23 protein-coding genes and 1 tRNA gene are annotated in these 21,420 nt (G+C 57.5%); 2 read left to right on the top strand and 22 right to left on the bottom strand.

The annotated features are described in order from the left end of the window. Positions 1-3: 3 nt before the first annotated feature. The 16 genes from hisS to trmJ form a co-directional block, all read right to left on the bottom strand. Positions 4-1,293: a histidine--tRNA ligase gene (gene hisS, locus B195_RS04590; protein WP_003443349.1), complete on the bottom strand. Its 1,290-nt coding sequence runs from the start codon at positions 1,291-1,293 to the stop codon at positions 4-6. A 22-nt stretch (positions 1,294-1,315) separates the two neighbouring features. Beyond that, on the bottom strand, positions 1,316-2,425 hold the full coding sequence (gene ispG / locus B195_RS04585; RefSeq protein ID WP_003443351.1) for a flavodoxin-dependent (E)-4-hydroxy-3-methylbut-2-enyl-diphosphate synthase: 1,110 nt from the start codon (positions 2,423-2,425) through the stop codon (positions 1,316-1,318). A 3-nt stretch (positions 2,426-2,428) separates the two neighbouring features. Then, on the bottom strand, positions 2,429-3,385 hold the full coding sequence (locus tag B195_RS04580) for a RodZ family helix-turn-helix domain-containing protein (RefSeq protein WP_003443354.1): 957 nt from the start codon (positions 3,383-3,385) through the stop codon (positions 2,429-2,431). Next, positions 3,385-4,143, bottom strand: a complete 759-nt coding sequence (pilW, locus tag B195_RS04575) for a type IV pilus biogenesis/stability protein PilW (protein ID WP_003443357.1) — start codon at positions 4,141-4,143, stop codon at positions 3,385-3,387. Before pilW ends, B195_RS04580 begins: the two co-directional genes overlap by 1 nt. Before the next feature lie 12 nt (positions 4,144-4,155). Beyond that, the gene (rlmN, locus tag B195_RS04570; protein WP_003443359.1) at positions 4,156-5,304 is read right to left on the bottom strand and encodes a 23S rRNA (adenine(2503)-C(2))-methyltransferase RlmN; all 1,149 of its coding nucleotides are present in this window, start codon (positions 5,302-5,304) and stop codon (positions 4,156-4,158) included. Between the two features lie 28 nt (positions 5,305-5,332). Next, complete coding sequence (gene ndk, locus B195_RS04565; RefSeq protein ID WP_003443361.1) at positions 5,333-5,758, bottom strand: nucleoside-diphosphate kinase; 426 nt, start codon at positions 5,756-5,758, stop codon at positions 5,333-5,335. A 94-nt stretch (positions 5,759-5,852) separates the two neighbouring features. Further along, complete coding sequence (gene iscX, locus B195_RS04560) at positions 5,853-6,053, bottom strand: Fe-S cluster assembly protein IscX (protein ID WP_003443363.1); 201 nt, start codon at positions 6,051-6,053, stop codon at positions 5,853-5,855. Between the two features lie 12 nt (positions 6,054-6,065). Then, the gene (fdx, locus tag B195_RS04555; RefSeq protein WP_003443365.1) at positions 6,066-6,407 is read right to left on the bottom strand and encodes an ISC system 2Fe-2S type ferredoxin; all 342 of its coding nucleotides are present in this window, start codon (positions 6,405-6,407) and stop codon (positions 6,066-6,068) included. A gap of 3 nt (positions 6,408-6,410) precedes the next feature. Beyond that, the gene (hscA, locus tag B195_RS04550; RefSeq protein WP_003443367.1) at positions 6,411-8,273 is read right to left on the bottom strand and encodes a Fe-S protein assembly chaperone HscA; all 1,863 of its coding nucleotides are present in this window, start codon (positions 8,271-8,273) and stop codon (positions 6,411-6,413) included. A 51-nt stretch (positions 8,274-8,324) separates the two neighbouring features. Next, on the bottom strand, positions 8,325-8,846 hold the full coding sequence (hscB, locus tag B195_RS04545; protein ID WP_003443369.1) for a co-chaperone HscB: 522 nt from the start codon (positions 8,844-8,846) through the stop codon (positions 8,325-8,327). 8 nt (positions 8,847-8,854) lie between these two features. After that, on the bottom strand, positions 8,855-9,178 hold the full coding sequence (gene iscA, locus B195_RS04540) for an iron-sulfur cluster assembly protein IscA (protein ID WP_003443371.1): 324 nt from the start codon (positions 9,176-9,178) through the stop codon (positions 8,855-8,857). Between the two features lie 67 nt (positions 9,179-9,245). Further along, positions 9,246-9,632, bottom strand: a complete 387-nt coding sequence (gene iscU / locus B195_RS04535) for a Fe-S cluster assembly scaffold IscU (RefSeq protein ID WP_003443374.1) — start codon at positions 9,630-9,632, stop codon at positions 9,246-9,248. Positions 9,633-9,727: 95 nt separating this feature from the next. Beyond that, the gene (locus tag B195_RS04530; protein WP_003443375.1) at positions 9,728-10,942 is read right to left on the bottom strand and encodes an IscS subfamily cysteine desulfurase; all 1,215 of its coding nucleotides are present in this window, start codon (positions 10,940-10,942) and stop codon (positions 9,728-9,730) included. Positions 10,943-10,991: 49 nt separating this feature from the next. After that, positions 10,992-11,483, bottom strand: coding sequence for a Fe-S cluster assembly transcriptional regulator IscR (gene iscR / locus B195_RS04525; protein ID WP_003443378.1), 492 nt, complete (start codon positions 11,481-11,483; stop codon positions 10,992-10,994). Positions 11,484-11,726: 243 nt separating this feature from the next. Then, the gene (gene cysE / locus B195_RS04520) at positions 11,727-12,503 is read right to left on the bottom strand and encodes a serine O-acetyltransferase (RefSeq protein WP_003443380.1); all 777 of its coding nucleotides are present in this window, start codon (positions 12,501-12,503) and stop codon (positions 11,727-11,729) included. A 2-nt stretch (positions 12,504-12,505) separates the two neighbouring features. Next, complete coding sequence (gene trmJ / locus B195_RS04515) at positions 12,506-13,276, bottom strand: tRNA (cytosine(32)/uridine(32)-2'-O)-methyltransferase TrmJ (RefSeq protein ID WP_003443383.1); 771 nt, start codon at positions 13,274-13,276, stop codon at positions 12,506-12,508. Between the two features lie 143 nt (positions 13,277-13,419). Here trmJ and suhB point away from each other — a divergent pair, with 143 nt between their 5' ends. Then, positions 13,420-14,235 (top strand): inositol-phosphate phosphatase, encoded by an 816-nt coding sequence (suhB, locus tag B195_RS04510; protein WP_003443386.1) that lies wholly within the window; start codon positions 13,420-13,422, stop codon positions 14,233-14,235. Between the two features lie 172 nt (positions 14,236-14,407). On the opposite strand, the gene B195_RS04505 is transcribed toward suhB, so the two are convergent. The 6 genes from B195_RS04505 to queA form a co-directional block, all read right to left on the bottom strand. After that, the gene (locus tag B195_RS04505) at positions 14,408-14,935 is read right to left on the bottom strand and encodes a glycine zipper 2TM domain-containing protein (RefSeq protein ID WP_003443390.1); all 528 of its coding nucleotides are present in this window, start codon (positions 14,933-14,935) and stop codon (positions 14,408-14,410) included. Between the two features lie 122 nt (positions 14,936-15,057). Next, the gene (secF, locus tag B195_RS04500) at positions 15,058-15,972 is read right to left on the bottom strand and encodes a protein translocase subunit SecF (RefSeq protein ID WP_003443393.1); all 915 of its coding nucleotides are present in this window, start codon (positions 15,970-15,972) and stop codon (positions 15,058-15,060) included. A 9-nt stretch (positions 15,973-15,981) separates the two neighbouring features. Beyond that, positions 15,982-17,850 carry a protein translocase subunit SecD gene (gene secD / locus B195_RS04495; RefSeq protein ID WP_003443396.1) on the bottom strand — a complete coding sequence of 623 codons (1,869 nt, stop codon included), beginning with the start codon at positions 17,848-17,850 and terminating at the stop codon, positions 15,982-15,984. A gap of 67 nt (positions 17,851-17,917) precedes the next feature. Then, on the bottom strand, positions 17,918-18,256 hold the full coding sequence (gene yajC / locus B195_RS04490; protein ID WP_003443398.1) for a preprotein translocase subunit YajC: 339 nt from the start codon (positions 18,254-18,256) through the stop codon (positions 17,918-17,920). Between the two features lie 42 nt (positions 18,257-18,298). Further along, positions 18,299-19,414, bottom strand: coding sequence for a tRNA guanosine(34) transglycosylase Tgt (tgt, locus tag B195_RS04485; RefSeq protein ID WP_003443399.1), 1,116 nt, complete (start codon positions 19,412-19,414; stop codon positions 18,299-18,301). Positions 19,415-19,425: 11 nt separating this feature from the next. Beyond that, positions 19,426-20,487 carry a tRNA preQ1(34) S-adenosylmethionine ribosyltransferase-isomerase QueA gene (queA, locus tag B195_RS04480; protein WP_003443400.1) on the bottom strand — a complete coding sequence of 354 codons (1,062 nt, stop codon included), beginning with the start codon at positions 20,485-20,487 and terminating at the stop codon, positions 19,426-19,428. Positions 20,488-20,593: 106 nt separating this feature from the next. Between queA and B195_RS04475 the strand changes: the two genes are divergently transcribed. Continuing rightward, a tRNA-Leu gene (locus tag B195_RS04475) sits at positions 20,594-20,678 on the top strand. Positions 20,679-21,420: the final 742 nt, after the last annotated feature.

Genomic DNA, 21,420 nt, shown 5'->3' with positions numbered 1-21,420 from the left:
GCTTCAACCCTGCACGATGCAGGTGGCCAAGTGCTCGGCAAGAGCATCCCAGGCAATCGTTTGTTGTTCGCCCTGGCCACGCAGGGGTTTGACGCCTACTACTTGCTGGGCCAATTCGTCGTCACCCAGGATCAGTGCATACAGCGCACCGCTCTTGTCGGCCTTCTTGAACTGGCTTTTGAAGCTGCCAGCGCCGGCATTGATCTGCAAGCGCAGGTTTGGCAGTTGATCACGAACACCTTCGCTCAACGTCAGGGCAGCCAGTTCAGCAGCCTCACCGAAAGCACACAGGTAAACATCAACCTGACGTGCGATTTCTGCCGGGACTTGCTCAAGGGTTTCGAGCAGCAGGATCAAGCGCTCGATACCCATTGCAAAACCGACGCCCGTGGTGGGCTTGCCACCCATCTGTTCGACCAGACCGTCATAACGACCACCGGCACACACGGTGCCCTGGGCACCGAGTTTGTCAGTGACCCACTCAAATACGGTTTTGCTGTAGTAATCGAGCCCGCGAACCAGCTTGGGGTTGATCACGTAAGGAATCCCGGCAGCATCCAGGCGCGCCTTGAGGCCCTCAAAGTGCACACGGGACTCTTCGTCCAGGTAATCCACCAGCTTCGGGGCATCAACCAGAACCGCCTGGGTATCGGCGTTCTTGCTGTCGAGCACCCGCAGCGGGTTGGATTTCAAGCGACGCTGGCTGTCTTCGTCAAGCTCGCTCAGACGCGAGGACAGGTATTCGACCAGCGCGGCACGATAACGTGCACGGGCTTCGCTGGTGCCCAGGCTGTTGAGCTCAAGCGTGACCGCATCGCGGATACCCAGTTCGCCCCACAGGCGCCAGGTGAGCACGATCAGTTCGGCATCGATATCCGGACCATCCAGGTTGAATACTTCAACCCCGATTTGATGGAACTGGCGATAGCGGCCTTTTTGCGGGCGCTCGTGGCGGAACATGGGGCCGATGTACCACAGCTTTTGAACCTGGCCACCACCGGTAATGCCGTGTTCCAGCACCGCACGTACGCAGGCAGCCGTACCTTCGGGACGCAAAGTCAGCGAATCGCCGTTGCGGTCTTCGAAGGTGTACATCTCTTTTTCGACGATATCGGTCACTTCACCGATCGAGCGCTTGAACAGCTCGGTGAATTCAACGATAGGCATGCGGATTTGCTTGTAACCGTAGTTATCCAGCAAACGCGAGACCGTGCTCTCAAAGTAGCGCCATAGAGGCGTCTGCTCAGGCAGGATGTCGTTCATGCCACGAATGGCTTGCAAAGACTTGCTCACAGAAAATCCTTTATTCGTTTGATTAGCCGCGCGCGATAACTGCTGCGTCAGCTTCGACCTTTTCGGCCGCTTTCTGCCGGATCAGCCTTTCGAGCTCATCCACCAGATTTTCATTCGTCAACTTCTGCGACGGCTTGCCGTCGATGTAAATCAGGTTCGGTGTACCGCCGGTCAAGCCCACATGGGCTTCTTTCGCCTCGCCGGGGCCGTTGACCACACAACCGATCACCGCCACATCCAGCGGTACCAGCAGGTCTTCAAGCCGCACTTCGAGTTCGTTCATGGTTTTCACCACGTCGAAGTTCTGCCGCGAGCAGCTTGGACAGGCAATAAAGTTGATGCCACGCGAGCGCAGGTGCAGGGACTTGAGGATGTCGTAACCGACTTTTACTTCCTCGACCGGGTCTGCCGCCAGAGAGATGCGAATAGTATCGCCAATCCCTTCGGCGAGCAGCATACCTAGGCCCACGGCAGATTTCACTGTGCCTGAACGCAAACCGCCGGCTTCGGTGATACCCAAATGCAGTGGCTGGACGATTTCCTTGGCCAGCAAACGATAGGCCTCAACCGCCATGAATACGTCCGAGGCCTTTACGCTGACCTTGAAGTCCCTGAAATTCAGGCGTTCGAGGTGCTCAACGTGACGCAGTGCCGACTCAACCAGAGCAGCAGGCGTCGGCTCGCCGTATTTCTTTTGCAGGTCTTTTTCCAGCGAACCGGCGTTGACCCCGATACGGATCGGAATACCGCGATCACGGGCAGCATCAACCACTGCACGCACACGGTCTTCGCGACCGATGTTGCCCGGGTTGATCCGCAGGCAGTCCACACCCAGTTCGGCCACGCGCAAGGCGATCCGGTAATCGAAGTGGATATCGGCAACCAGGGGCACCTTGACCAGTTGCTTGATGCGACCAAAAGCTTCGGCTGCATCCATATCGGGCACGGAAATGCGCACGATATCGACGCCTGCGGCTTCCAGCCGGTTGATCTGGGCAACAGTCGCAGCCACGTCATTGGTGTCACTGTTGGTCATGCTCTGTACGGCAATAGGGGCATCGCCACCTACTGGCACCGAGCCAACCCAGATTTTTCGCGATTCGCGACGTTTGATTGGTGATTCGCCGTGCATGACTTATTGACCTAACTTCAGGCGAGCAGTCTCGCCACTGGTGAAAGGAGCCACATCCACAGCCTGACCGTTGTAGGTCACCTGTGCGCCACGGGCATAGCCCAGACGCAGGGTCAGTGGAGGCTTGCCGCTCACTTCAAGATTCTCGCCCTTGCGCTTCAGACCACCAAACAGCACTTTGCCGGTGCCATCGGTGACTTGAGTCCAGCAATCGGCGGTGTATTGCAGATTGACCTTGCCAGTGCCTGCAACCGGTGCCGCGGGCGCCGCCGCATCAGGGGCTGCAACAGGTGCCGGCACAACCGGGGTCGGGGCAACAGGGGCTGGCGTAGCGGCAGGCGTTACAGGCGTAACCGGCAATGCCGGCGCATCTGTCCCGGCCTGCTGCGCAGCAGGATCAGTCGCCACAGGCGTCTCGCCTTCGACCTTGGCTTCTGCCACTGCCTGGTCTTCCGGCTCGTCGAGCGGGTGAATCCGGGTCGTACCGTCAGCACCTTCAACTTCGACATGTTCCGGAGCCAGACCGATCAGGTCCTTGGCGCGCATGGACGTCTGGTCCTGCCACCAGATGAAACCGCCACCTATCACGGCGATCAGCAACAGCAGGCTGACAATACGCAAAATGGTGTGGGAAACCCGCACAGGCTCTTCAATCCGGCCAAGACTGTGCACGTTGCTGCCATTGGCATCAGTCCCTGTGTACAAATCAAACTCATGGACCAGGCTGGTCTGATCCATGCCAAGCAATTTGGCATAGGCACGGATGTAACCGCGCGCAAAAGTATGGCCTGGCAGCTTGTCGAACGCCCCGGTCTCAAGGTTGCTCAGGGAACTGGCCGTGAGATTGAGTTTCAAGGCGACTTCAGCCAACGTCCATCCATTGTTTTCACGGGCCTGACGCAGAGTCTCACCGGGATTGACACGAGTCGCTGCTAGAACTTCGGGTTGCGCCGCTTTCATCATTGCTCCGACAGGTATTGCTGATATTCCGGCGTGCCGGGATAGAGTCGTTTTAGTTGCTGGCCATAATTGGCAGTTGGGGTGCGCTCGTCGAAAACACTCGCCAGTCGCGCACCGAGCAATAGACTACGTGCATTTTGCCCGCTAAGCAGGCTAAAACGATCGTAATAGTCACGTGCGGGCACATAATGCCTGTCTTCGTAAGACAACTCAGCCATTTCGAGCAGTGCACGGGGTTGTTGACGGTTCAGGCGCAAGGCTTTTTCGAGCTGCTGGCGACCTGCATCCCGTTGCCCCAGCCTGAGTGAAGCGACCCCCAGGTTCTCGTAGATGCGCGAACGCTCGGGATAAAGGTTGTCGGCCAGGGCTTTGTGGAATTGATCATGGGCCTCCTGATAACGCTGCTGCCCGAAAAGCAGGCTGCCATAGTTATTCAGGATCCGGGCATCGTCCGGCCGCGCACGCAGTGCTGTGCGAAAGGCCTGCCCGGCCAGTTCGAACTCCTGCTCGGACTGAAACACCAATGCCAGGGCAGCATTGGTGTCCGGATCAGTCTTGTCGAGTTCCAGGGCTTTACTCAAGGGGATCCTGGCCTGCTCGGTCATCCCCTGCTGAAGATAACCCAGTCCCAGTTGAACATATACCTCGCGCGCCGCGTTACGCCCCTTGTCAGTGGTCATCGGGTTTGAGCCGCCCGATGACACACAGCCAGCCAAAAAGCTGAGCAAGCCAAAAGAAAGCGCGGCGCGCAGGATCATGGATGTCCTCTCTCAGGGAGCCGGCGAAGCATTTTGCGTTACATCGCCTTCGCCGCTCTGCTCGTGCCCGGCAACCCAGCGCTCGCTACGACGGGTACGGTCATTGACCTGACCGACCAACTGGCCGCAAGCAGCGTCGATGTCTTCACCGCGAGTGGTACGCACTGTCACGTTATAACCGGCTTGATGCAGCAGATCCTGGAAACGGCGAATGGCGTTATTGCTTGGACGCTCATAGCCCGAATGCGGGAACGGGTTAAACGGGATCAGGTTGATCTTGCAAGGGGTGTCCTTGAGCAACTCGATCATTTCCACGGCATGTTCGACGTGGTCGTTGATGTCTTTGAGCATGGTGTACTCAACGGTCAAGACACGCTTCTCGCCCAGGGTCGACATATAGCGACGGCAGGACTCAAGCAGCATTTTGAGCGGGTACTTTTTGTTGATCGGCACCAACTGGCTGCGCAATGCATCGTTGGGTGCATGCAGCGACAACGCCAGGGAAACGTCGATGTGCTTGGCCAGCTCATCGATCATCGGCACCACGCCCGAGGTAGACAGTGTCACCCGGCGCTTGGAGATGCCGTAGCCCAGGTCATCCATCATCAGATGCATGGCGGCAATCACGTTGTCAAAGTTCAGCAGCGGCTCACCCATGCCCATCATCACCACGTTGGTGATGGCACGGTCGGCGGTTGCCGGGACGCTGCCAAAGGATTTGTTGGCAATCCACACCTGGCCGATTACTTCGGCGGCGGTGAGGTTGCTATTGAAACCTTGCTTGCCGGTGGAGCAGAAACTGCAATCCAGGGCACAGCCTGCCTGGGACGAAACGCACAAAGTGCCACGTTTGCCCTGGGGAATGTAAACGGTTTCGACGCAGCTGCCGGACTCGACACGAACCACCCATTTACGGGTGCCATCGGTGGAGATGTCCTCGCTGACGACTTCAGGTCCACGAACCTCAGCAATGGCCTTGAGCTTGTCGCGCAAGGCCTTGCTGACGTTAGTCATGGCGTCGAAATCATCGACGCCAAAGTGGTGAATCCACTTCATGACCTGACCGGCACGGAAACGCTTCTCCCCGATTGAGTCGAAGAATTTCTCCATTTGGGGCTGAGTCAGGCCCAGCAGGTTTGTTTTGCCAGTCGTTGCAATCATGTCTTCACCCTCACTCACGAGCCAATACTTAGCGAGTGGTTACTTCAGTAGCTGCGAAAAAGTAGGAGATTTCGCGAGCAGCAGCTGCTTCAGAGTCGGAACCGTGAACAGCGTTAGCGTCGATGGATTCAGCGAAATCAGCACGGATAGTGCCGGCAGCTGCTTCTTTAGGGTTGGTAGCGCCCATCAGTTCGCGGTTCAGAGCGATGGCGTTTTCGCCTTCCAGAACCTGAACAACAACCGGACCGGAGATCATGAAAGCAACCAGGTCGCCGAAGAAGCCACGAGCGCTGTGCTCAGCGTAGAAGCCTTCAGCTTCAGCTTTGGACAGTTGCTTCAGTTTGGAAGCTACAACCTTCAGGCCGGCTTTTTCAAAACGGGTGGTGATCTCGCCGATAACGTTTTTTGCAACAGCGTCAGGCTTGATGATGGAGAAAGTGCGTTGAACAGCCATGGTGTAACTCCAGAAACAGTGATTTAAGCGAAAAATTAAACCCGCGAATTATACGCGGGTTCTTGGGTATTTCATAATTACGCGCGTTGCAAGTTTAGTCAGCTTCTTCGATCCACAAGCCCTGAATGGCTTCGAGGACCTTCTCGCCGCCACGATCAGGGATGTCATCGAACTCAGGCAACGCCATGACCAGGTTGCGCAGCTTGACGAAATTCACCGTCAGCGGATCGACATCCGGGTGGGCTTCGGCCAGTTGTATCGCGATTTCCTGCACATCAACCCATTTAAGGCTCATGACAATTCCTTATCAGTGCGGCGCTTCGGCGGCGTGGTTGAGCGAGTATTTCGGAATTTCGACCGTGATGTCTTCAGTGCCAACCCGGGCCTGACAGCTCAGGCGCGAGGTCGCTTCCAGACCCCAGGCCCGATCGAGGTAATCTTCTTCCAGCTCGTCAGCCTCATTGAGGGAGTCGAAGCCTTCACGAATCACACAGTGACAAGTGGTGCAGGCGCAAACACCGCCGCAAGCGCTTTCGATTTCGATGTGATTGTCGTGGGCCACTTCGAGAATGGTTTTGCCGGTCTCAGCCTCAACAACCATACCGTCCGGGCAATGCTCGGCGTGTGGCAGAAAAATGATCTGCGGCATCAGTTATTCCTCGATTTCATTCAAGTTGCGTCCCGACAGGGCGGCTTTAACCGTCAAGTCCATGCGCCGGGCAGCGAAGGCATCGGTCACTTGCGACAGACGCTTGGTCTGCTGCTCGATGGCATAACCATCGGTGCCTTTCAACAATTGGGCCAGTTCCTGCATTTGCAGTTCGATGACCATCCGCTCTTCGGCGTCCAGCAAACGATCGCCATCAACATCCAGCGCCGCCTGTACCGCCTCGATCAGACGCTGAGCATCGACCTGCTGCTCACGCAACACCCGTGCGACCTTGTCGTCACTGGCGTACTGGAACGAATCCTTGAGCATTTTGGCGATTTCACCATCGGTCAGACCGTAGGACGGCTTGACCTGAATGGTTGCCTCGACACCCGACCCCAGCTCGCGGGCCGTCACATTGAGCAAACCATCAGCATCGACCTGAAAGGTGACGCGGATTTTGGCGGCACCGGCCACCATGGGCGGAATGCCACGCAATTCAAAACGCGCCAGGGAGCGGCAATCACTGATCAGCTCGCGCTCGCCCTGCAGCACATGAATCATCATGGCCGTCTGGCCGTCTTTATAGGTGGTGAAGTCTTGCGCACGAGCCACCGGGATTGTGGTGTTGCGCGGAATGACCTTCTCCATCAGGCCGCCCATGGTCTCAAGACCGAGCGACAGCGGAATCACGTCCAGCAATAACAGTTCGCCACCATCACGCTTGTTACCGGCCAGGGTGTCGGCCTGAATCGCAGCACCAATGGCGACCACCTGATCGGGGTCGATATCGGTCAATGGCTGACGACCAAACATTTCGGCAACCGCTTCGCGCACACGCGGCACGCGGGTCGAACCACCGACCATCACCACCGCCTGAACTTCATCAAGCTCAATATTGGAGTCACGTACAGCACGGCGACAAGCCTTCAGACTGCGGGCTATCATCGGCTCGATCAGGGCATCGAAAGCTTCACGGGTCAGCTCGGCCTGCCAGTCGCCATAAGCGACAGATACGGACGAAGCATCGGTCAGACCTTCTTTGGCAGCGCAGGCAATTTGCAGCAATTGGCGCTGGGTGCCCGGATCGAGATCCGCCGACAAACCTGCCTGCTCGACAATCCAGCTGGCAATCGCATGGTCAAAGTCGTCGCCGCCCAGGGCGCTGTCGCCGCCAGTGGCCAGGACTTCAAACACACCGCCGGTCAAACGCAGGATCGAGATATCGAAAGTACCGCCACCCAGGTCATAGATGGCGACCACGCCTTCAGCGTGCTGGTCAAGACCGTACGCCACGGCAGCAGCAGTCGGCTCGTTGAGCAGGCGCAAGACATTGAGCCCGGCCAGTCGCGCCGCATCCTTGGTGGCCTGACGCTGAGCGTCATCGAAATAAGCCGGCACGGTGATCACCGCCCCTACCAATTCTCCGCCCAAGGTTTTTTCAGCACGCTCGCGCAGCACTTTCAAAATGTCGGCTGACACCTCTACCGGGCTTTTCGGGCCCTGCACGGTGTCAATGAACGGCATGTGCGACTCACCGCCCACAAAGCGATAAGGCAGCTGCTCGCCCAATTGCTTGACGTCGGACAGACCACGACCCATCAAGCGCTTGACCGACAGCACGGTATTGAAAGGATCACTGGAAGCCGCCAGACGGGCAGACTCGCCCACCTCGATGCGATCGGCGTGATAACGCACCGCAGACGGCAGGATGACTTTGCCGTCAGCATCGGCCAGCGGCTCGGAAAGACCGCTGCGCAAAGCAGCGACCAGCGAATTGGTAGTGCCCAAGTCGATCCCCACAGCCAGACGTCGCTGGTGCGGTTGAGGACTTTGGCCGGGTTCGGCGATCTGCAGTAGGGCCATCGTAATCAGGACTTATCTGTATATCAGGCGTGCAACCGTGGCGGCACTGGGTTAATCGTCGAGGCGCTCTTCTAACTGGCGCACTTCGTAAGTGAGCTTGTCGAGGAACTGCATGCGGCGCATCAGGCGCTCGGCCTGTTCGCGCTGCGCTGCATCATTCCAGCAAGCAGCGAAGCTGTCGTTCAACTGATCCTGAGCGGCTTTGAGCCGACGCTTGAATGCAGCAATACCTGCCATATCGGCGCTGTCCTGCAAGTCTTCAAGCTCTTCGCGCCAATGCATCTGCTGCATCAGAAACTCGGGATCATGCACCGTGACTTCCAGCGGCATCTCACGCCCATTCATCGCAAGCAGGTATCGCGCGCGCTTGGGTGGGCTTTTGAGCGTCTGGTAGGCCTCGTTGAGGCTGGCGGATTGCTCCAGCGCCAGTCGTTGCTCACGCTCGGAAGCATCAGCAAATCGATCCGGATGCACACCACGCGCCAACTCACGGTAGCGCGTGGCCAACTGCTCGAGATCCAGCGTGAAGCTCGGCTGCAGTTCAAATAATGCGAAATGACAAGGAGTGCCCACGAGTAGCCTCAGATGTTGAAGCTTTCGCCGCAGCCACATTCACCGCGCACGTTGGGATTGTTGAACTTGAAGCCTTCGTTCAACCCTTCCTTGGTGAAATCGAGTTCGGTACCGTCGAGATAGGTCAGGCTCTTGGGATCGATGATCACCTTTTCGCCATGACTCTCAAACACCTGGTCCTCACTGCCGACCTCATCAACGAACTCCATCACATAGGCGAGACCGGAACAGCCCGTAGTGCGAACACCCAGACGAATCCCCTCACCCTTGCCGCGCCCGTCAAGGGAACGACGAATATGCCGGGCCGCCGCTTCTGTCATGCTGATAGCCATCAGGACTCCTTACGAATCGCCAGTATCATCACCCTGCCCGCGCCATTGCTGGCAGCGGGCAAACGGATCAGATCAAACCTTTCTTCTGCTTGTAATCGCGAACAGCTGCCTTGATGGCGTCTTCTGCGAGTACCGAGCAGTGAATTTTTACCGGTGGCAAGGCCAGCTCTTCAGCCAGCTGAGTGTTTTTGATGGTCTCTGCTTCATCCAGAGTCTTGCCCTTCATCCACTCGGTTGCCAGGGAGCTGGAAGCGATTGCCGAACCGCAACCATAGGTCTTGAACTTGGCATCTTCAATGATGCCCTGCTCGTTGACCTTGATCTGCAAACGCATCACGTCGCCGCACGCCGGTGCACCCACCATGCCGGTGCCGACATCCGGGTCTTCCGCGTCCATCTTGCCGACGTTGCGCGGGTTTTCGTAGTGGTCGATGACCTTTTCGCTGTAAGCCATGGTACTAATCCTCACTCATCAGAGAGTCGCTCTTGAGACGCTGCAATGCTGCTGTTCGCTGCGTTTACAGCGCCTGCCTGTGGCGACTTAAATTGTTAGTGCGCCGCCCATTCGATTTTCGAAATGTCGATGCCGTCTTTGTACATGTCCCACAGCGGCGACAGTGCGCGCAGCTTGGTAACAGCCTCGCAAACCTTCTGCGCGGCGTAATCAATTTCTTCTTCAGTGGTGAAACGACCGAAGGTGAAGCGGATCGAGCTGTGTGCCAGTTCGTCGTTACGGCCCAGGGCGCGCAACACGTAGGACGGCTCAAGGGAAGCAGAGGTACAGGCCGAACCGGACGACACGGCCAGATCCTTGAGCGCCATGATCAGCGACTCGCCTTCAACATAGTTGAAGCTCAGGTTCAGGTTGTGCGGTACGCGGGCGGTCATGCTGCCGTTGACGTACAGCTCTTCAAGGTGTTCAACCTGCTTGAAGAAACGGTCGCTCAGGGCTTTGATCCGGATGTTCTCGGCGGCCATTTCTTCTTTGGCGATCTGGAACGCTTCGCCCATGCCCACGATTTGGTGGGTAGCCAGGGTGCCCGAACGCATGCCGCGCTCATGACCGCCGCCGTGCATGGCAGCTTCGATACGTACGCGAGGCTTGCGGCTTACATAAAGTGCGCCGATACCTTTAGGACCGTAAGTCTTGTGAGCCGAGAAGGACATCATGTCGACTTTCAGTTTTGCCAGGTCGATTTCTACCTTGCCGGTGGACTGGGCCGCATCGACATGGAACAACACGCCGCGCGAGCGAGTCAGCTCACCAATGGCGGCGATATCGTTGACGGTGCCGATTTCGTTGTTAACGTGCATGATCGAAACCAGGATGGTGTCATCACGCATGGCCGCTTCAACCATGGCCGGCGTTACCAGACCGTCGGTACCCGGTTCGATATAGGTCACTTCAAAGCCTTCGCGCTCCAGCTGACGCATGGTATCGAGGACGGCTTTGTGTTCAATCTTGTCGGTGATCAGGTGCTTGCCTTTGGTGGCATAGAAATGCGCAGCACCCTTGATCGCCAGGTTGTTGGCCTCGGTTGCACCGGAGGTCCAGACAATTTCACGCGGGTCGGCGTTAACCAGATCGGCGACCTGACGACGGCCATTCTCCACCGCTTCTTCAGCCTTCCAGCCAAATACGTGGGAGCGCGACGCCGGGTTACCGAAGTTGCCGTCAACCAGCAGGCAGTCGCTCATTTTTTGAGCAACACGCGGATCAACCGGGGTAGTGGCTGAATAATCGAGGTAAATTGGCAATTTCATGGACTATCTCCTAAATCAGGCTGGCTGGCGCACCGTCGTTTTTATGCAATCACTCGACGGCGGACGCTTCGATCTTATCCAGGTGTGGCGCCTTGCCATTACAGCGGCGTTGATCCTGACGCTGGGCTACCTCTTGTACCTCACGGCGAGTGACAAGATCAGCCAAGCTGATACCGCTGAGAAAATCGTGGATCTGCAGGCTCAGGTCGCACCACAAATGGTGGGTCAGGCACGTGTCGCCGGCATGGCAATCGCCAAGCCCCTGGCAACGCGTGGCATCGACGGACTCGTTCACTGCATCGATAACCTGGGCTACCTGAATACCCTGCATGTCGCGCGACAGCTGATAGCCGCCGCCCGGGCCACGCACACTGGAAACCAGACTGCTGCGGCGCAACTTGGCAAACAGTTGCTCAAGGTAGGATAGGGAAATGCCCTGGCGTTCGGAAATATCAGCCAGGGACACCGGCCCGTGCTGTGCGTGCAACGCCAAATCAAGCATTGCAGTAACGGCGTAACGGCCTTTTGTAGTCAGTCTCATGGACAGGTACCACGGAATTCGGAATGGAGGCGAGTATGCTATTCCCGACTATTTAAGTCAAGTATTAGACCTAGTACTTTAGTCGGGATTACCCGCAAAACAGCGCGCGCATTGTAGCAGGGTATGCGGCGTAATGGCACATGAGGCATCAAGGCCTGATGCGCAAGACCCCAGGGCCCCCAGAGGCCGGCGACTGCTCAGCGCAGCGTCACCAGACCAGCTCCCCCAGGGTCAAAGCAAGACCTAGACCGCCTTGCCTTGATCCTTGTCCTTGACGCAGGCGAAGTCCTCTTCGCGCAGCTGCGGCAGGTCCTGAGCGCAATAAGTGCTGCCCAGATCCTTGAGCGCCCCGCACATACCATCAAGCTTGCCGTCGACCGCCTGCAGATGATCCAGCAACTGACCAATGGCCCGCGCCACCGGATCCGGCATGTCCTCGCCGACACCGTAAGCATCAAAGCCAATCTTCTCGGCCATGGCCTTGCGCTTGGCTTGTGCCTCATCGTCGCTCTTGATGATGATGCGCCCCGGGATCCCGACAACTGTCGCCCCGGCAGGCACCTCTTTGGTCACCACGGCATTGGAGCCAACCTTGGCTCCGGCACCCACGGTAAACGGACCAAGAACCTTGGCCCCCGCCCCCACCACAACCCCGTTTTCCAGAGTCGGATGGCGCTTGCCCTTGTTCCAGCTCGTGCCGCCCAGCGTCACACCCTGATAAAGGGTCACGTCGTCGCCGATTTCAGCCGTCTCACCAATGACGATACCCATGCCGTGGTCGATGAAAAACCGACGCCCCACCTTGGCCCCCGGGTGAATCTCGATCCCGGTCAGCCAGCGCCCGAAGTTCGACACCAGCCGAGCCAGCCATTTCCAGCCAGCCCCCCACAGCAAAGCGGACAAGCGGTGAATCCAGATGGCATGCATGCCCGGGTAGCAGGTCAACACCTCAAAAGCATTACGCGCAGCAGGATCACGATGAAACACACTCTGGATATCTTCACGCAGACGCTCGAACATCATTAATCCTTGCGCTTGAGCAACTCGCCACGAGCTGCTTTTTGGGTTTCGGTGAGAATGCCACGCAAAATGTTCATTTCTGCACGACTGACCGAGCTGCGCCCGTACAGTCGGCGCAAGCGCGCCATGAGGTGACGCGGTTTTTCCGGATCCATGAACTCGATGGCCACCAGGGTCTGCTCCAGATGCTCATAGAAGCGCTCCAGCTCATCCATGGTCGCCAGCTCGCCACTTTTAGTGGAAGCCACTTCCTCTTTTTCGATTTTGCTCGGCTGACCCTGAGCCGCCAGCCATGACATGCGGATCTCGTAGCTCAAGACCTGCACGGCAGCACCCAGATTCAGAGAGCTGAATTCGGGGTCCGAAGGGATATGCACATGAAAGTGGCAACGCTGCAGCTCTTCATTGGTCAGGCCGGAATCTTCACGACCGAACACCAGGGCGATTTCAGCCCCCTGCCCCGCTTCTTCCACCACTTTCTGCCCGCACTCGCGCGGGTCCAGCAGCGGCCAGGGGATACGACGATCACGGGCACTGGTGCCCAGCACCAGATTACAACCCACCAGGGCATCTTCCAGGGTGGCAACGACTTGTGCATTTTCAAGAATGTCACCCGCCCCCGACGCCCGGGCATCAGCCTCATGGTGTGGAAACAACCTGGGCTCCACCAGAACCAGCCGCGACAATCCCATGTTTTTCATGGCACGCGCAGCACCGCCGATGTTCCCGGGATGACTGGTATTGACCAGAACGACACGAATATTAGGCAGCAAAGGAAGCGCTCACAGGCCAACAAAAGGGAGCAAATCTTACCTAAGCGAAACGCCATAAGCTACGAAAGCTAATGCAAACCTTCATCTACTGAACTTTTCTGATAGAATATTCGGCTTTCTTTAACGACCTAGGTGAAACGTCCATGCAGCCCATGCTGAATATCGCGCTGCGCGCCGCCCGCAGCGCCAGTGAATTGATTTTCCGCTCCATCGAGCGCCTGGATACCATCAAGGTCGACGAAAAAGACGCCAAGGATTACGTCTCTGAAGTCGATCGTGCTGCTGAACAGAAAATCATCGACGCCTTGCGCAAGGCCTACCCGACACACGGCATCCGCGGTGAAGAAACCGGCATGCACCCAGGCAGCGGTGAAGGTGAAGACTACCTGTGGATCATCGATCCGCTGGATGGCACCACCAACTTCCTGCGCGGCGTTCCACACTTCGCCGTAAGCATCGCCTGCAAATACCGTGGCCGCCTTGAGCACGCAGTGGTTCTCGACCCGGTTCGCCAGGAAGAATTCACCGCCAGCCGTGGCCGTGGCGCCCAGCTCAATGGTCGCCGCCTGCGTGTCAGCGGTCGCACCAGCCTTGATGGCGCCCTGCTGGGTACCGGCTTCCCGTTCCGCGACAACCAGATGGACAACCTGGATAACTACCTGGGCATGTTCCGCAGCCTGGTTGGCCAGACTGCCGGCATCCGCCGCGCCGGTGCTGCCAGCCTGGACCTGGCTTACGTTGCAGCCGGCCGTTATGACGCATTCTGGGAGTCGGGCCTGTCCGAGTGGGACATGGCAGCAGGCGCCCTGCTGATCCAGGAAGCCGGCGGTCTCGTCAGCGACTTCACCGGCGGCCACGATTTCCTTGAAAAAGGCCACATCGTTGCCGGCAACACAAAGTGCTTCAAAGCTGTACTGACCGCAATCCAGCCACACCTGCCGGCCTCGCTGAAACGCTAAGCGAACTCCGCGCATAAAAAAAGCACCCTTCGGGGTGCTTTTTTTTGACTGCCATTCCAACAAAGACCTGGCCAACCTTTGACCGGACTCCGGATACCTGCAGGAGCGAGCTACATACCAGCAGACTCGATATCCGCAATGCTCCGCTGAACAGCCCGCCCCGACAGTGGCATTAATTCAGGATCAACTTGCCCTGCTTGTCGACGGCAATTTCATTGCCCGGCTCATGATCCATCCGCACCTTGCCTTCCTTGCCATCCAGCGAGTAACGCACGTCATAACCGACAACCTTGTCGCTGATGTCGTTGACCGTGTTGCAGCGCGTTTGCGTCGTGGTATAGGTATCGCGGTTCTGCATGCCTTCCTGAACCTTGTTACCGGCATAGCCACCACCGACCGCACCAGCCACCGTGGCGATCTTCTTGCCGTTACCACCGCCCACCTGATTACCCAGCAAACCACCAGCGACTGCACCCAGTACGCTACCGACGATCTGATGCTGATCCTTGACCGGCGCCTGACGCGTCACAGTCACATCCTTGCACACCTCACGCGGTGTCTTGATCTGTTGCGTGACCGGCTGAACAGCCAATACCTGCGCAGACTCAGGGCCTTTAACCAGGGTGTAGGTGGCAAAAGCGCCCCCGGCGGTCACAGCCACCGCACCTAAAACAGCACCTACCAGCAAAGACTTGTTCACTTGAACCTCCAAACCATCACAGATGGGAAAAATCCCACGCTAATCCCAGCCTTGGAGCACAAAAAAAGGCGCGAGTTCAATACTCGCGCCTTTTTAGGTAACAACTCGAAGATGATTAACCGTTATGGACGGTCATCGATCTCCTTGTCGGTCACAACAGGAGGAATCAAATCCTCGGCACTCAGGTTCAACCAGATCAGCACCACGTTGGCGATGTAGATCGACGAGTAAGTACCCGCCAATACGCCCACGAACAGCGCGATCGAGAAGCCCCACAGGTTATCGCCACCGAAGATCAGCAGTGCCGCGATCGCCAACAGGGTGGAGATCGAGGTCGCCATGGTGCGCAACAGGGTTTGCGTGGTCGAGATGTTGATGTTATCGATCAGGCTGGCCTTGCGCAGCACCCGGAAGTTCTCCCGTACCCGGTCGAATACCACGATGGTGTCGTTGAGCGAGTAGCCAATAATGGCCAGCACCGCCGCCAGCACCGTCAGGTCGAAGGTAATCTGGAAGAACGACAGCACGCCCATGGTCACGATCACGTCGTGAACCAGAGACACGATCGCGCCCACCGCGAACTTCCACTGAAAGCGGAAGGCCAGGTACAGCATGATGCCGCCCAGCGCCATCAGCATGCCGAGGCCGCCCTGGTCGCGCAGTTCTTCACCCACTTGCGGGCCCACGAACTCAACGCGCTTGATGACCGCAGGGTTAGCCGTATCGGCCTGCCCCAGAGCCGCTGCAACCTTGTTGCCCAGCAACGGATCATCGCCAGGCATACGCACCAGCAGGTCGGTGGTAGCACCAAAGCTCTGTACTACAGCGTCATGGAAGCCTGCCGAGGCAAGCTCGGTACGCACCTTGGTCAGATCTGCCGGCTTCTCGTAGGTCAGCTCGATGAGCGTACCGCCAGTGAAGTCCAGGCCGTAGTTCATGCCCTTGTGGAACATGCTGAACAAAGCCAGCACGGTGAGTACTACAGTGACGCCGAACGCAACGTTGCGAACGCCCATGAAGTTGATTGTACGTAACATGGCAGCCCCTTAAATCCACAACTTCTTGAAGTCCCGACCGCCGTACACAAGGTTGACCATTGCGCGGGTCACCATAATGGCCGTGAACATCGAGGTAAAGATCCCGAGGGACATGGTCACCGCAAAGCCTTTGACCGGCCCGGTACCCATGGCAAAGAGAATCCCGCCAACCAGCAGAGTTGTCAGGTTGGAGTCGACAATCGCCGTAAATGCACGACTGAAGCCTTCATTGATCGCTCGCTGCACCGTCATGCCATTGGCGATCTCTTCACGAATCCGCGAGAAGATCAGCACGTTGGCATCGACCGCCATACCCATGGTCAAGACGATACCGGCAATCCCCGGCAGGGTCAGGGTTGCACCCAGCACCGACATCAGAGCCAGCAGCAAGACCATGTTACCCGCCAGTGCCACCGTCGCAATCACACCGAAGAAACGGTAGATGGCAATGATGAAGATCGACACGAACAGCATGCCCCACAGCGATGCATCGATACCCTTGGTGATGTTGTCAGCACCCAGGCTCGGACCAATGGTGCGCTCTTCAGCGAAGTACATTGGCGCTGCCAGACCACCGGCACGCAACAGCAAGGCAAGCTCGGAAGCCTCACCCTGGCCATTCAGACCGGTAATCCGGAACTGGCTGCCCAGTGGCGACTGGATGGTCGCCAGGCTGATGATCTTCTTGTCTTCCTTGAACGTCTGGGTCGGCACGTCCTTCTCGACACCGTCGACCACTTGCTTGGTGTAAGTCGTCACCGGGCGCTGCTCGATGAAGATTACCGCCATGCTGCGGCCCACGTTGCTGCGGGTCGAACGACTCATCAGCTCGCCACCGTGACCATCAAGCTTGATGTTCACCTGTGGACGACCGTGCTCGTCAAAGCCTGCCTGAGCGTCTGTCACCTGGTCACCGGTGATGATCAGACCGCGCTCGATTTGCGCGCCAGGACGATTGCCTTCGCGGAATTCGAACGTCTCGGAAGTGGCTTTGGAAGCGCCCGGCTCTGCTGCCAGACGGAACTCAAGGTTGGCCGTCTTGCCCAGAATACGCTTGGCTTCGGCGGTGTCTTGCACGCCCGGCAGTTCAACCACGATGCGGTTGGCACCCTGACGCTGAACCAGAGGCTCGGCAACACCCAACTCGTTGACCCGGTTACGGACCGTTGTCAGGTTTTGCTTGATGGAATACTCACGGATTTCCGCCAGCTTGGCCGGGGTCATCGCCAGACGCAGAACCGGCTGACCGTTGAGATCGGCTGTGGTTACGTCAAAGTCATTGAAGTTCTTGCGGATCAGACTACGCGCTTGCTCACGGACCGCTTCATCAGTGAAACCCAACTGAATGGCGCCATTGAGTTGCGGCAGGCTGCGATAACGCACCTTCTCTTTACGCAGCAGACTTTTGACATCGCCTTCGTACACTTTCATACGTGCATCGACGGCTTTATCCATGTCCACTTCCAGCAGGAAGTGCACACCACCAGACAAGTCCAGACCCAGTTTCATCGGGTGAGCACCCAGACTACGCAACCATTGCGGCGTGGTCTGTGCCAGGTTGAGCGCTACGACATAGTCGTCACCCAAAGCCTTGCGCACCACATCCTTGGCGGGTAGCTGGTCGTCTTTCTTGACCAGACGCAGCAAACCACCTTTGCCGCCCTGGGCCAAAGAGGCTGCCTTGACTTCAATGCCTGCATCGGTCAGTGCCTTGCTTGCACGATCCAGATCAGCCTGGCTGACCTGCAAAGCCGTGCTCGCACCCGAAATCTGGATTGCCGGGTCATCAGGGTACAGATTGGGAGCGGAATAAATAAAACCGATCGCCAGCACAGCCAGGATCAGAATGTATTTCCACAGAGGGTATTTGTTCAGCATCAATCACGCCGCCCGCTTAAAACGCGGGGCGCCTTGCGCGCCCCGTCGATTGTTAAAAGTTGAAACTTTAGATCGCTTTCAGCGTGCCTTTAGGCAACGTGGCTGCAACAGAGCCTTTCTGAATTTTCAGTTCAACAGTGTCCGACACTTCAATCACAACGAACGCATCGGAAACTTTGACGATTTTGCCGGCGATACCGCCAGTAGTTACGATCTCGTCACCTTTTTGCAGGTTACCCAACAGGGCTTTCTGCTCTTTGGCGCGCTTGGCCTGTGGACGCCAGATCATCAGATAGAAGATGACCAGGAAGCCGACCAGGAAAATCCATTCAAAACCGCCACCCATAGGGCCAGCAGCGGCAGGTGCAGCAGCGTCCGCGAAAGCGGAAGAGATGAAAAAGCTCATTAAGCACTCCAGTTGCAATGTTGTTTCTTAAAGGTCCGAAACTCAGTCCAAGGGCGGCACAGGCAGCCCGCGCTTGGCATAGAAGGCGTCGACAAAGGTGGCCAATGTACCCTGTTGAATAGACTCGCGCAAACCAGCCATGAGCACCTGATAGTGCCGCAAATTATGGATGGTATTGAGCATGCTCCCCAGCATTTCGCCGCACTTGTCCAGATGATGCAGATAAGCGCGGGAGAAGTTCTGGCACGTATAGCAGTCACAGGTCGGATCCAGCGGCGAATCATCATGGCGATGAAACGCGTTACGGATCTTGATTACACCGGTATCAATAAACAGATGCCCGTTGCGGGCATTGCGGGTTGGCATCACGCAATCGAACATGTCCACACCGCGGCGCACACCCTCAACCAGATCTTCCGGCTTGCCAACTCCCATAAGGTAACGAGGTTTGTCAGCAGGCATCATCCCGGGCAGGTAATCCAGCACCTTGATCATTTCGTGCTTGGGCTCGCCCACCGACAGACCGCCGATGGCCAGGCCATCAAAACCGATCTTGTTCAGGCCTTCGAGCGAACGCTCGCGCAGGTTCTGGTGCATGCCGCCCTGAACGATGCCGAACAAGGCCGCCGTGTTGTCACCATGGGCAATCTTGGAACGCTGGGCCCAGCGCAACGACAGCTCCATGGAAACCCGCGCCACGTCTTCATCGGCCGGGTACGGCGTGCACTCGTCAAAAATCATCACCACGTCGGAGCCCAGATCGCGCTGGACCTGCATCGACTCTTCCGGCCCCATGAACACCTTGGCGCCATCAACCGGCGAAGCAAAGGTCACGCCCTCTTCCTTGATCTTGCGCATGGCGCCCAGGCTGAACACCTGGAAACCACCCGAATCGGTCAGGATCGGACCTTGCCACTTCATGAAATCGTGCAGGTCGCCGTGCTTCTTGATCACTTCAGTGCCAGGACGCAACCACAGGTGAAAGGTGTTGCCCAGAATCATCTGCGCGCCGGTATCGACGATATCGCGCGGCAGCATCCCCTTGACCGTGCCGTAGGTACCGACCGGCATGAAGGCCGGGGTCTCGACCACACCGCGGGGAAAGGTCAGACGACCGCGACGAGCCTTGCCATCAGTGGCAAGCAGCTCGAAAGACATACGACAGTTGCTCATGCTTGATCCTCAGGGGCCGGGGCAGGAGCCGTCGGCGCAGGATTGCGGGTGATGAACATTGCATCACCGTAACTAAAGAAGCGGTACCCATGCTCAACCGCAGCCTTATAGGCCGCCATGGTTTCGGGATAACCGGCGAACGCCGAAACCAGCATCAGCAGCGTGGATTCAGGCAAATGGAAATTGGTCACCAGGGCATCGACCACATGGAACGGCCGGCCCGGGAAGATAAAGATATCGGTATCGCCACTGAACGGCTTGAGCACGCCATCGCGGGCAGCACTCTCCAGCGAACGGACGCTGGTCGTACCCACCGCAATCACCCGCCCGCCCCGTGCACGGCACGCCGCCACGGCATCCACCACATCCTGGCCGACTTCCAGCCATTCAGTGTGCATATGGTGATCTTCAAGACGCTCGACCCGCACCGGCTGGAACGTACCGGCACCTACGTGCAGGGTCACGAACGCAGTCTCGACGCCCTTGGCGGCAATCGCCTGCATCAACGGCTCATCGAAGTGCAGCCCCGCCGTCGGTGCCGCGACCGCACCGAGGCGCTCGGCGTACACCGTCTGATAGCGCTCGCGGTCCGAACCTTCATCCGGACGGTCGATATAAGGTGGCAACGGCATATGCCCGACGCGGTCCAGCAGAGGCAAAACCTCCTCGGCAAAGCCCAGCTCGAACAACGCATCGTGGCGCGCCAGCATCTCGGCTTCGCCGCCGCCATCAATCAGGATTTTCGACCCTGGTTTCGGCGACTTGCTGGAGCGCACATGCGCCAGTACCCGATGACTGTCGAGCACCCGTTCAACCAGAATTTCCAGCTTGCCGCCCGAGGCCTTCTGGCCGAACAAGCGAGCAGGAATTACCCGGGTATTGTTAAACACCATCAGATCGCCCGGGCGTAAATGCTCAAGCAAATCAGTGAATTGACGATGTGCCAGTGCCCCGCTCTCCCCATCCAGGGTCAGCAGGCGACTGTTGCGGCGCTCCGCCAAAGGATGGCGTGCGATGAGTGAATCAGGGAGCTCGAAAGTAAAGTCAGCAACGCGCATGATAGGTTTCGTCTAGCAGGGCCGGGAAGTTTAACGGACTTAGTAAAAATAGACCAATAAGTTGTTGACCGACCTAAACCTCATCTCTATACTTCGCCGCCATTGAGCCCTGATGGCGGAATTGGTAGACGCGGCGGATTCAAAATCCGTTTTCGCAAGAAGTGGGAGTTCGAGTCTCCCTCGGGGCACCAAACAGCAGCAACTGCAAGTCTCTTACAGGACTTGCAGCACAGAGAAACCGGCCCCCGAGCCGGTTTTTTTGTGCCTGACGATCTACCCCTGCCTGCCCCTATCCGCTGTACCCCCCTCCTCCCTATATCCCCAGCTGAATCCGCCAATCAAGTTCAAGCAGGACTCACACTGCTGTGCAGCGGCACCGAGCTCTGCGCCTGCGCCCTGTAGCGAGTCTTTGATCGACTCCACCATCGGGGGCCTATGCTGCCTGTTCATCGCTGACCACCGGGATGAAGCTGAACTCAGGTATCCGCGGACCCGGGCATCGAGGCGTTTCAGTTCGCACAAGTCACGGGCGTTGCGCACGCTTAATGCTGTTAGATCGGAGCGGGATAGAATCAATATATGACGACCGTGATAAAAGCTTGTGGACTGTACCTGCGGAAAAAAAGAAGATGCACAGCGGCTCAATGAGCCTCACCCCTGAATGGCATTGATAACGCCACCTTCTACGATGCAGGCCAGGATTGATCCCGCGCCACTTGGCGTATTTCTGCAAGCCCCGTGAAAATCCGCGCAAATGCACCTAGGGTTAATCATCCAGCACTGCATGCCTGGAGGGTTTATTGTCGGGCCGCGAAAAAAATATTGCTGTCCATTACCGCTCCTGAAAGCGATTAATCACTCAAACAAATTTTCAAAGCTGCCCATTTTTTGGCGATCCGGCACCTTGCAGGCAAATTGCACTATCGTTCCAAC

Source organism: Pseudomonas sp. Lz4W (genome assembly GCF_000346225.2).
In the GTDB taxonomy this organism is placed as follows: Bacteria; Pseudomonadota; Gammaproteobacteria; order Pseudomonadales; family Pseudomonadaceae; genus Aquipseudomonas; species Aquipseudomonas paraversuta.
The sequence above is the reverse complement of the archived record's forward strand: the minus strand, read 5'-3'. Positions and strand labels throughout refer to the sequence as shown.

Excerpts from the sequence above, each read along its gene's own strand:
- ndk (WP_003443361.1), bottom strand. The coding sequence starts at position 5,758 with ATGGCTGTTCAACGCACTTTCTCCATCATCAAGCCTGACGCTGTTGCA.
- secD (WP_003443396.1), bottom strand. The coding sequence starts at position 17,850 with ATGCTGAACAAATACCCTCTGTGGAAATACATTCTGATCCTGGCTGTG.
- cysE (WP_003443380.1), bottom strand. The coding sequence starts at position 12,503 with ATGTTCGAGCGTCTGCGTGAAGATATCCAGAGTGTGTTTCATCGTGAT.
- iscX (WP_003443363.1), bottom strand. The coding sequence starts at position 6,053 with ATGAGCCTTAAATGGGTTGATGTGCAGGAAATCGCGATACAACTGGCC.
- iscU (WP_003443374.1), bottom strand. The coding sequence starts at position 9,632 with ATGGCTTACAGCGAAAAGGTCATCGACCACTACGAAAACCCGCGCAAC.
- iscA (WP_003443371.1), bottom strand. The coding sequence starts at position 9,178 with ATGGCTATCAGCATGACAGAAGCGGCGGCCCGGCATATTCGTCGTTCC.
- iscR (WP_003443378.1), bottom strand. The coding sequence starts at position 11,483 with ATGAGACTGACTACAAAAGGCCGTTACGCCGTTACTGCAATGCTTGAT.
- fdx (WP_003443365.1), bottom strand. The coding sequence starts at position 6,407 with ATGCCGCAGATCATTTTTCTGCCACACGCCGAGCATTGCCCGGACGGT.
- B195_RS04580 (WP_003443354.1), bottom strand. The coding sequence starts at position 3,385 with ATGAAAGCGGCGCAACCCGAAGTTCTAGCAGCGACTCGTGTCAATCCC.
- secF (WP_003443393.1), bottom strand. The coding sequence starts at position 15,972 with ATGTTACGTACAATCAACTTCATGGGCGTTCGCAACGTTGCGTTCGGC.
- rlmN (WP_003443359.1), bottom strand. The coding sequence starts at position 5,304 with ATGATTGCAACGACTGGCAAAACAAACCTGCTGGGCCTGACTCAGCCC.
- suhB (WP_003443386.1), top strand. The coding sequence starts at position 13,420 with ATGCAGCCCATGCTGAATATCGCGCTGCGCGCCGCCCGCAGCGCCAGT.
- pilW (WP_003443357.1), bottom strand. The coding sequence starts at position 4,143 with ATGATCCTGCGCGCCGCGCTTTCTTTTGGCTTGCTCAGCTTTTTGGCT.
- hscA (WP_003443367.1), bottom strand. The coding sequence starts at position 8,273 with ATGGCCCTACTGCAGATCGCCGAACCCGGCCAAAGTCCTCAACCGCAC.
- yajC (WP_003443398.1), bottom strand. The coding sequence starts at position 18,256 with ATGAGCTTTTTCATCTCTTCCGCTTTCGCGGACGCTGCTGCACCTGCC.
- ispG (WP_003443351.1), bottom strand. The coding sequence starts at position 2,425 with ATGCACGGCGAATCACCAATCAAACGTCGCGAATCGCGAAAAATCTGG.
- B195_RS04530 (WP_003443375.1), bottom strand. The coding sequence starts at position 10,942 with ATGAAATTGCCAATTTACCTCGATTATTCAGCCACTACCCCGGTTGAT.
- tgt (WP_003443399.1), bottom strand. The coding sequence starts at position 19,414 with ATGTCTTTCGAGCTGCTTGCCACTGATGGCAAGGCTCGTCGCGGTCGT.
- queA (WP_003443400.1), bottom strand. The coding sequence starts at position 20,487 with ATGCGCGTTGCTGACTTTACTTTCGAGCTCCCTGATTCACTCATCGCA.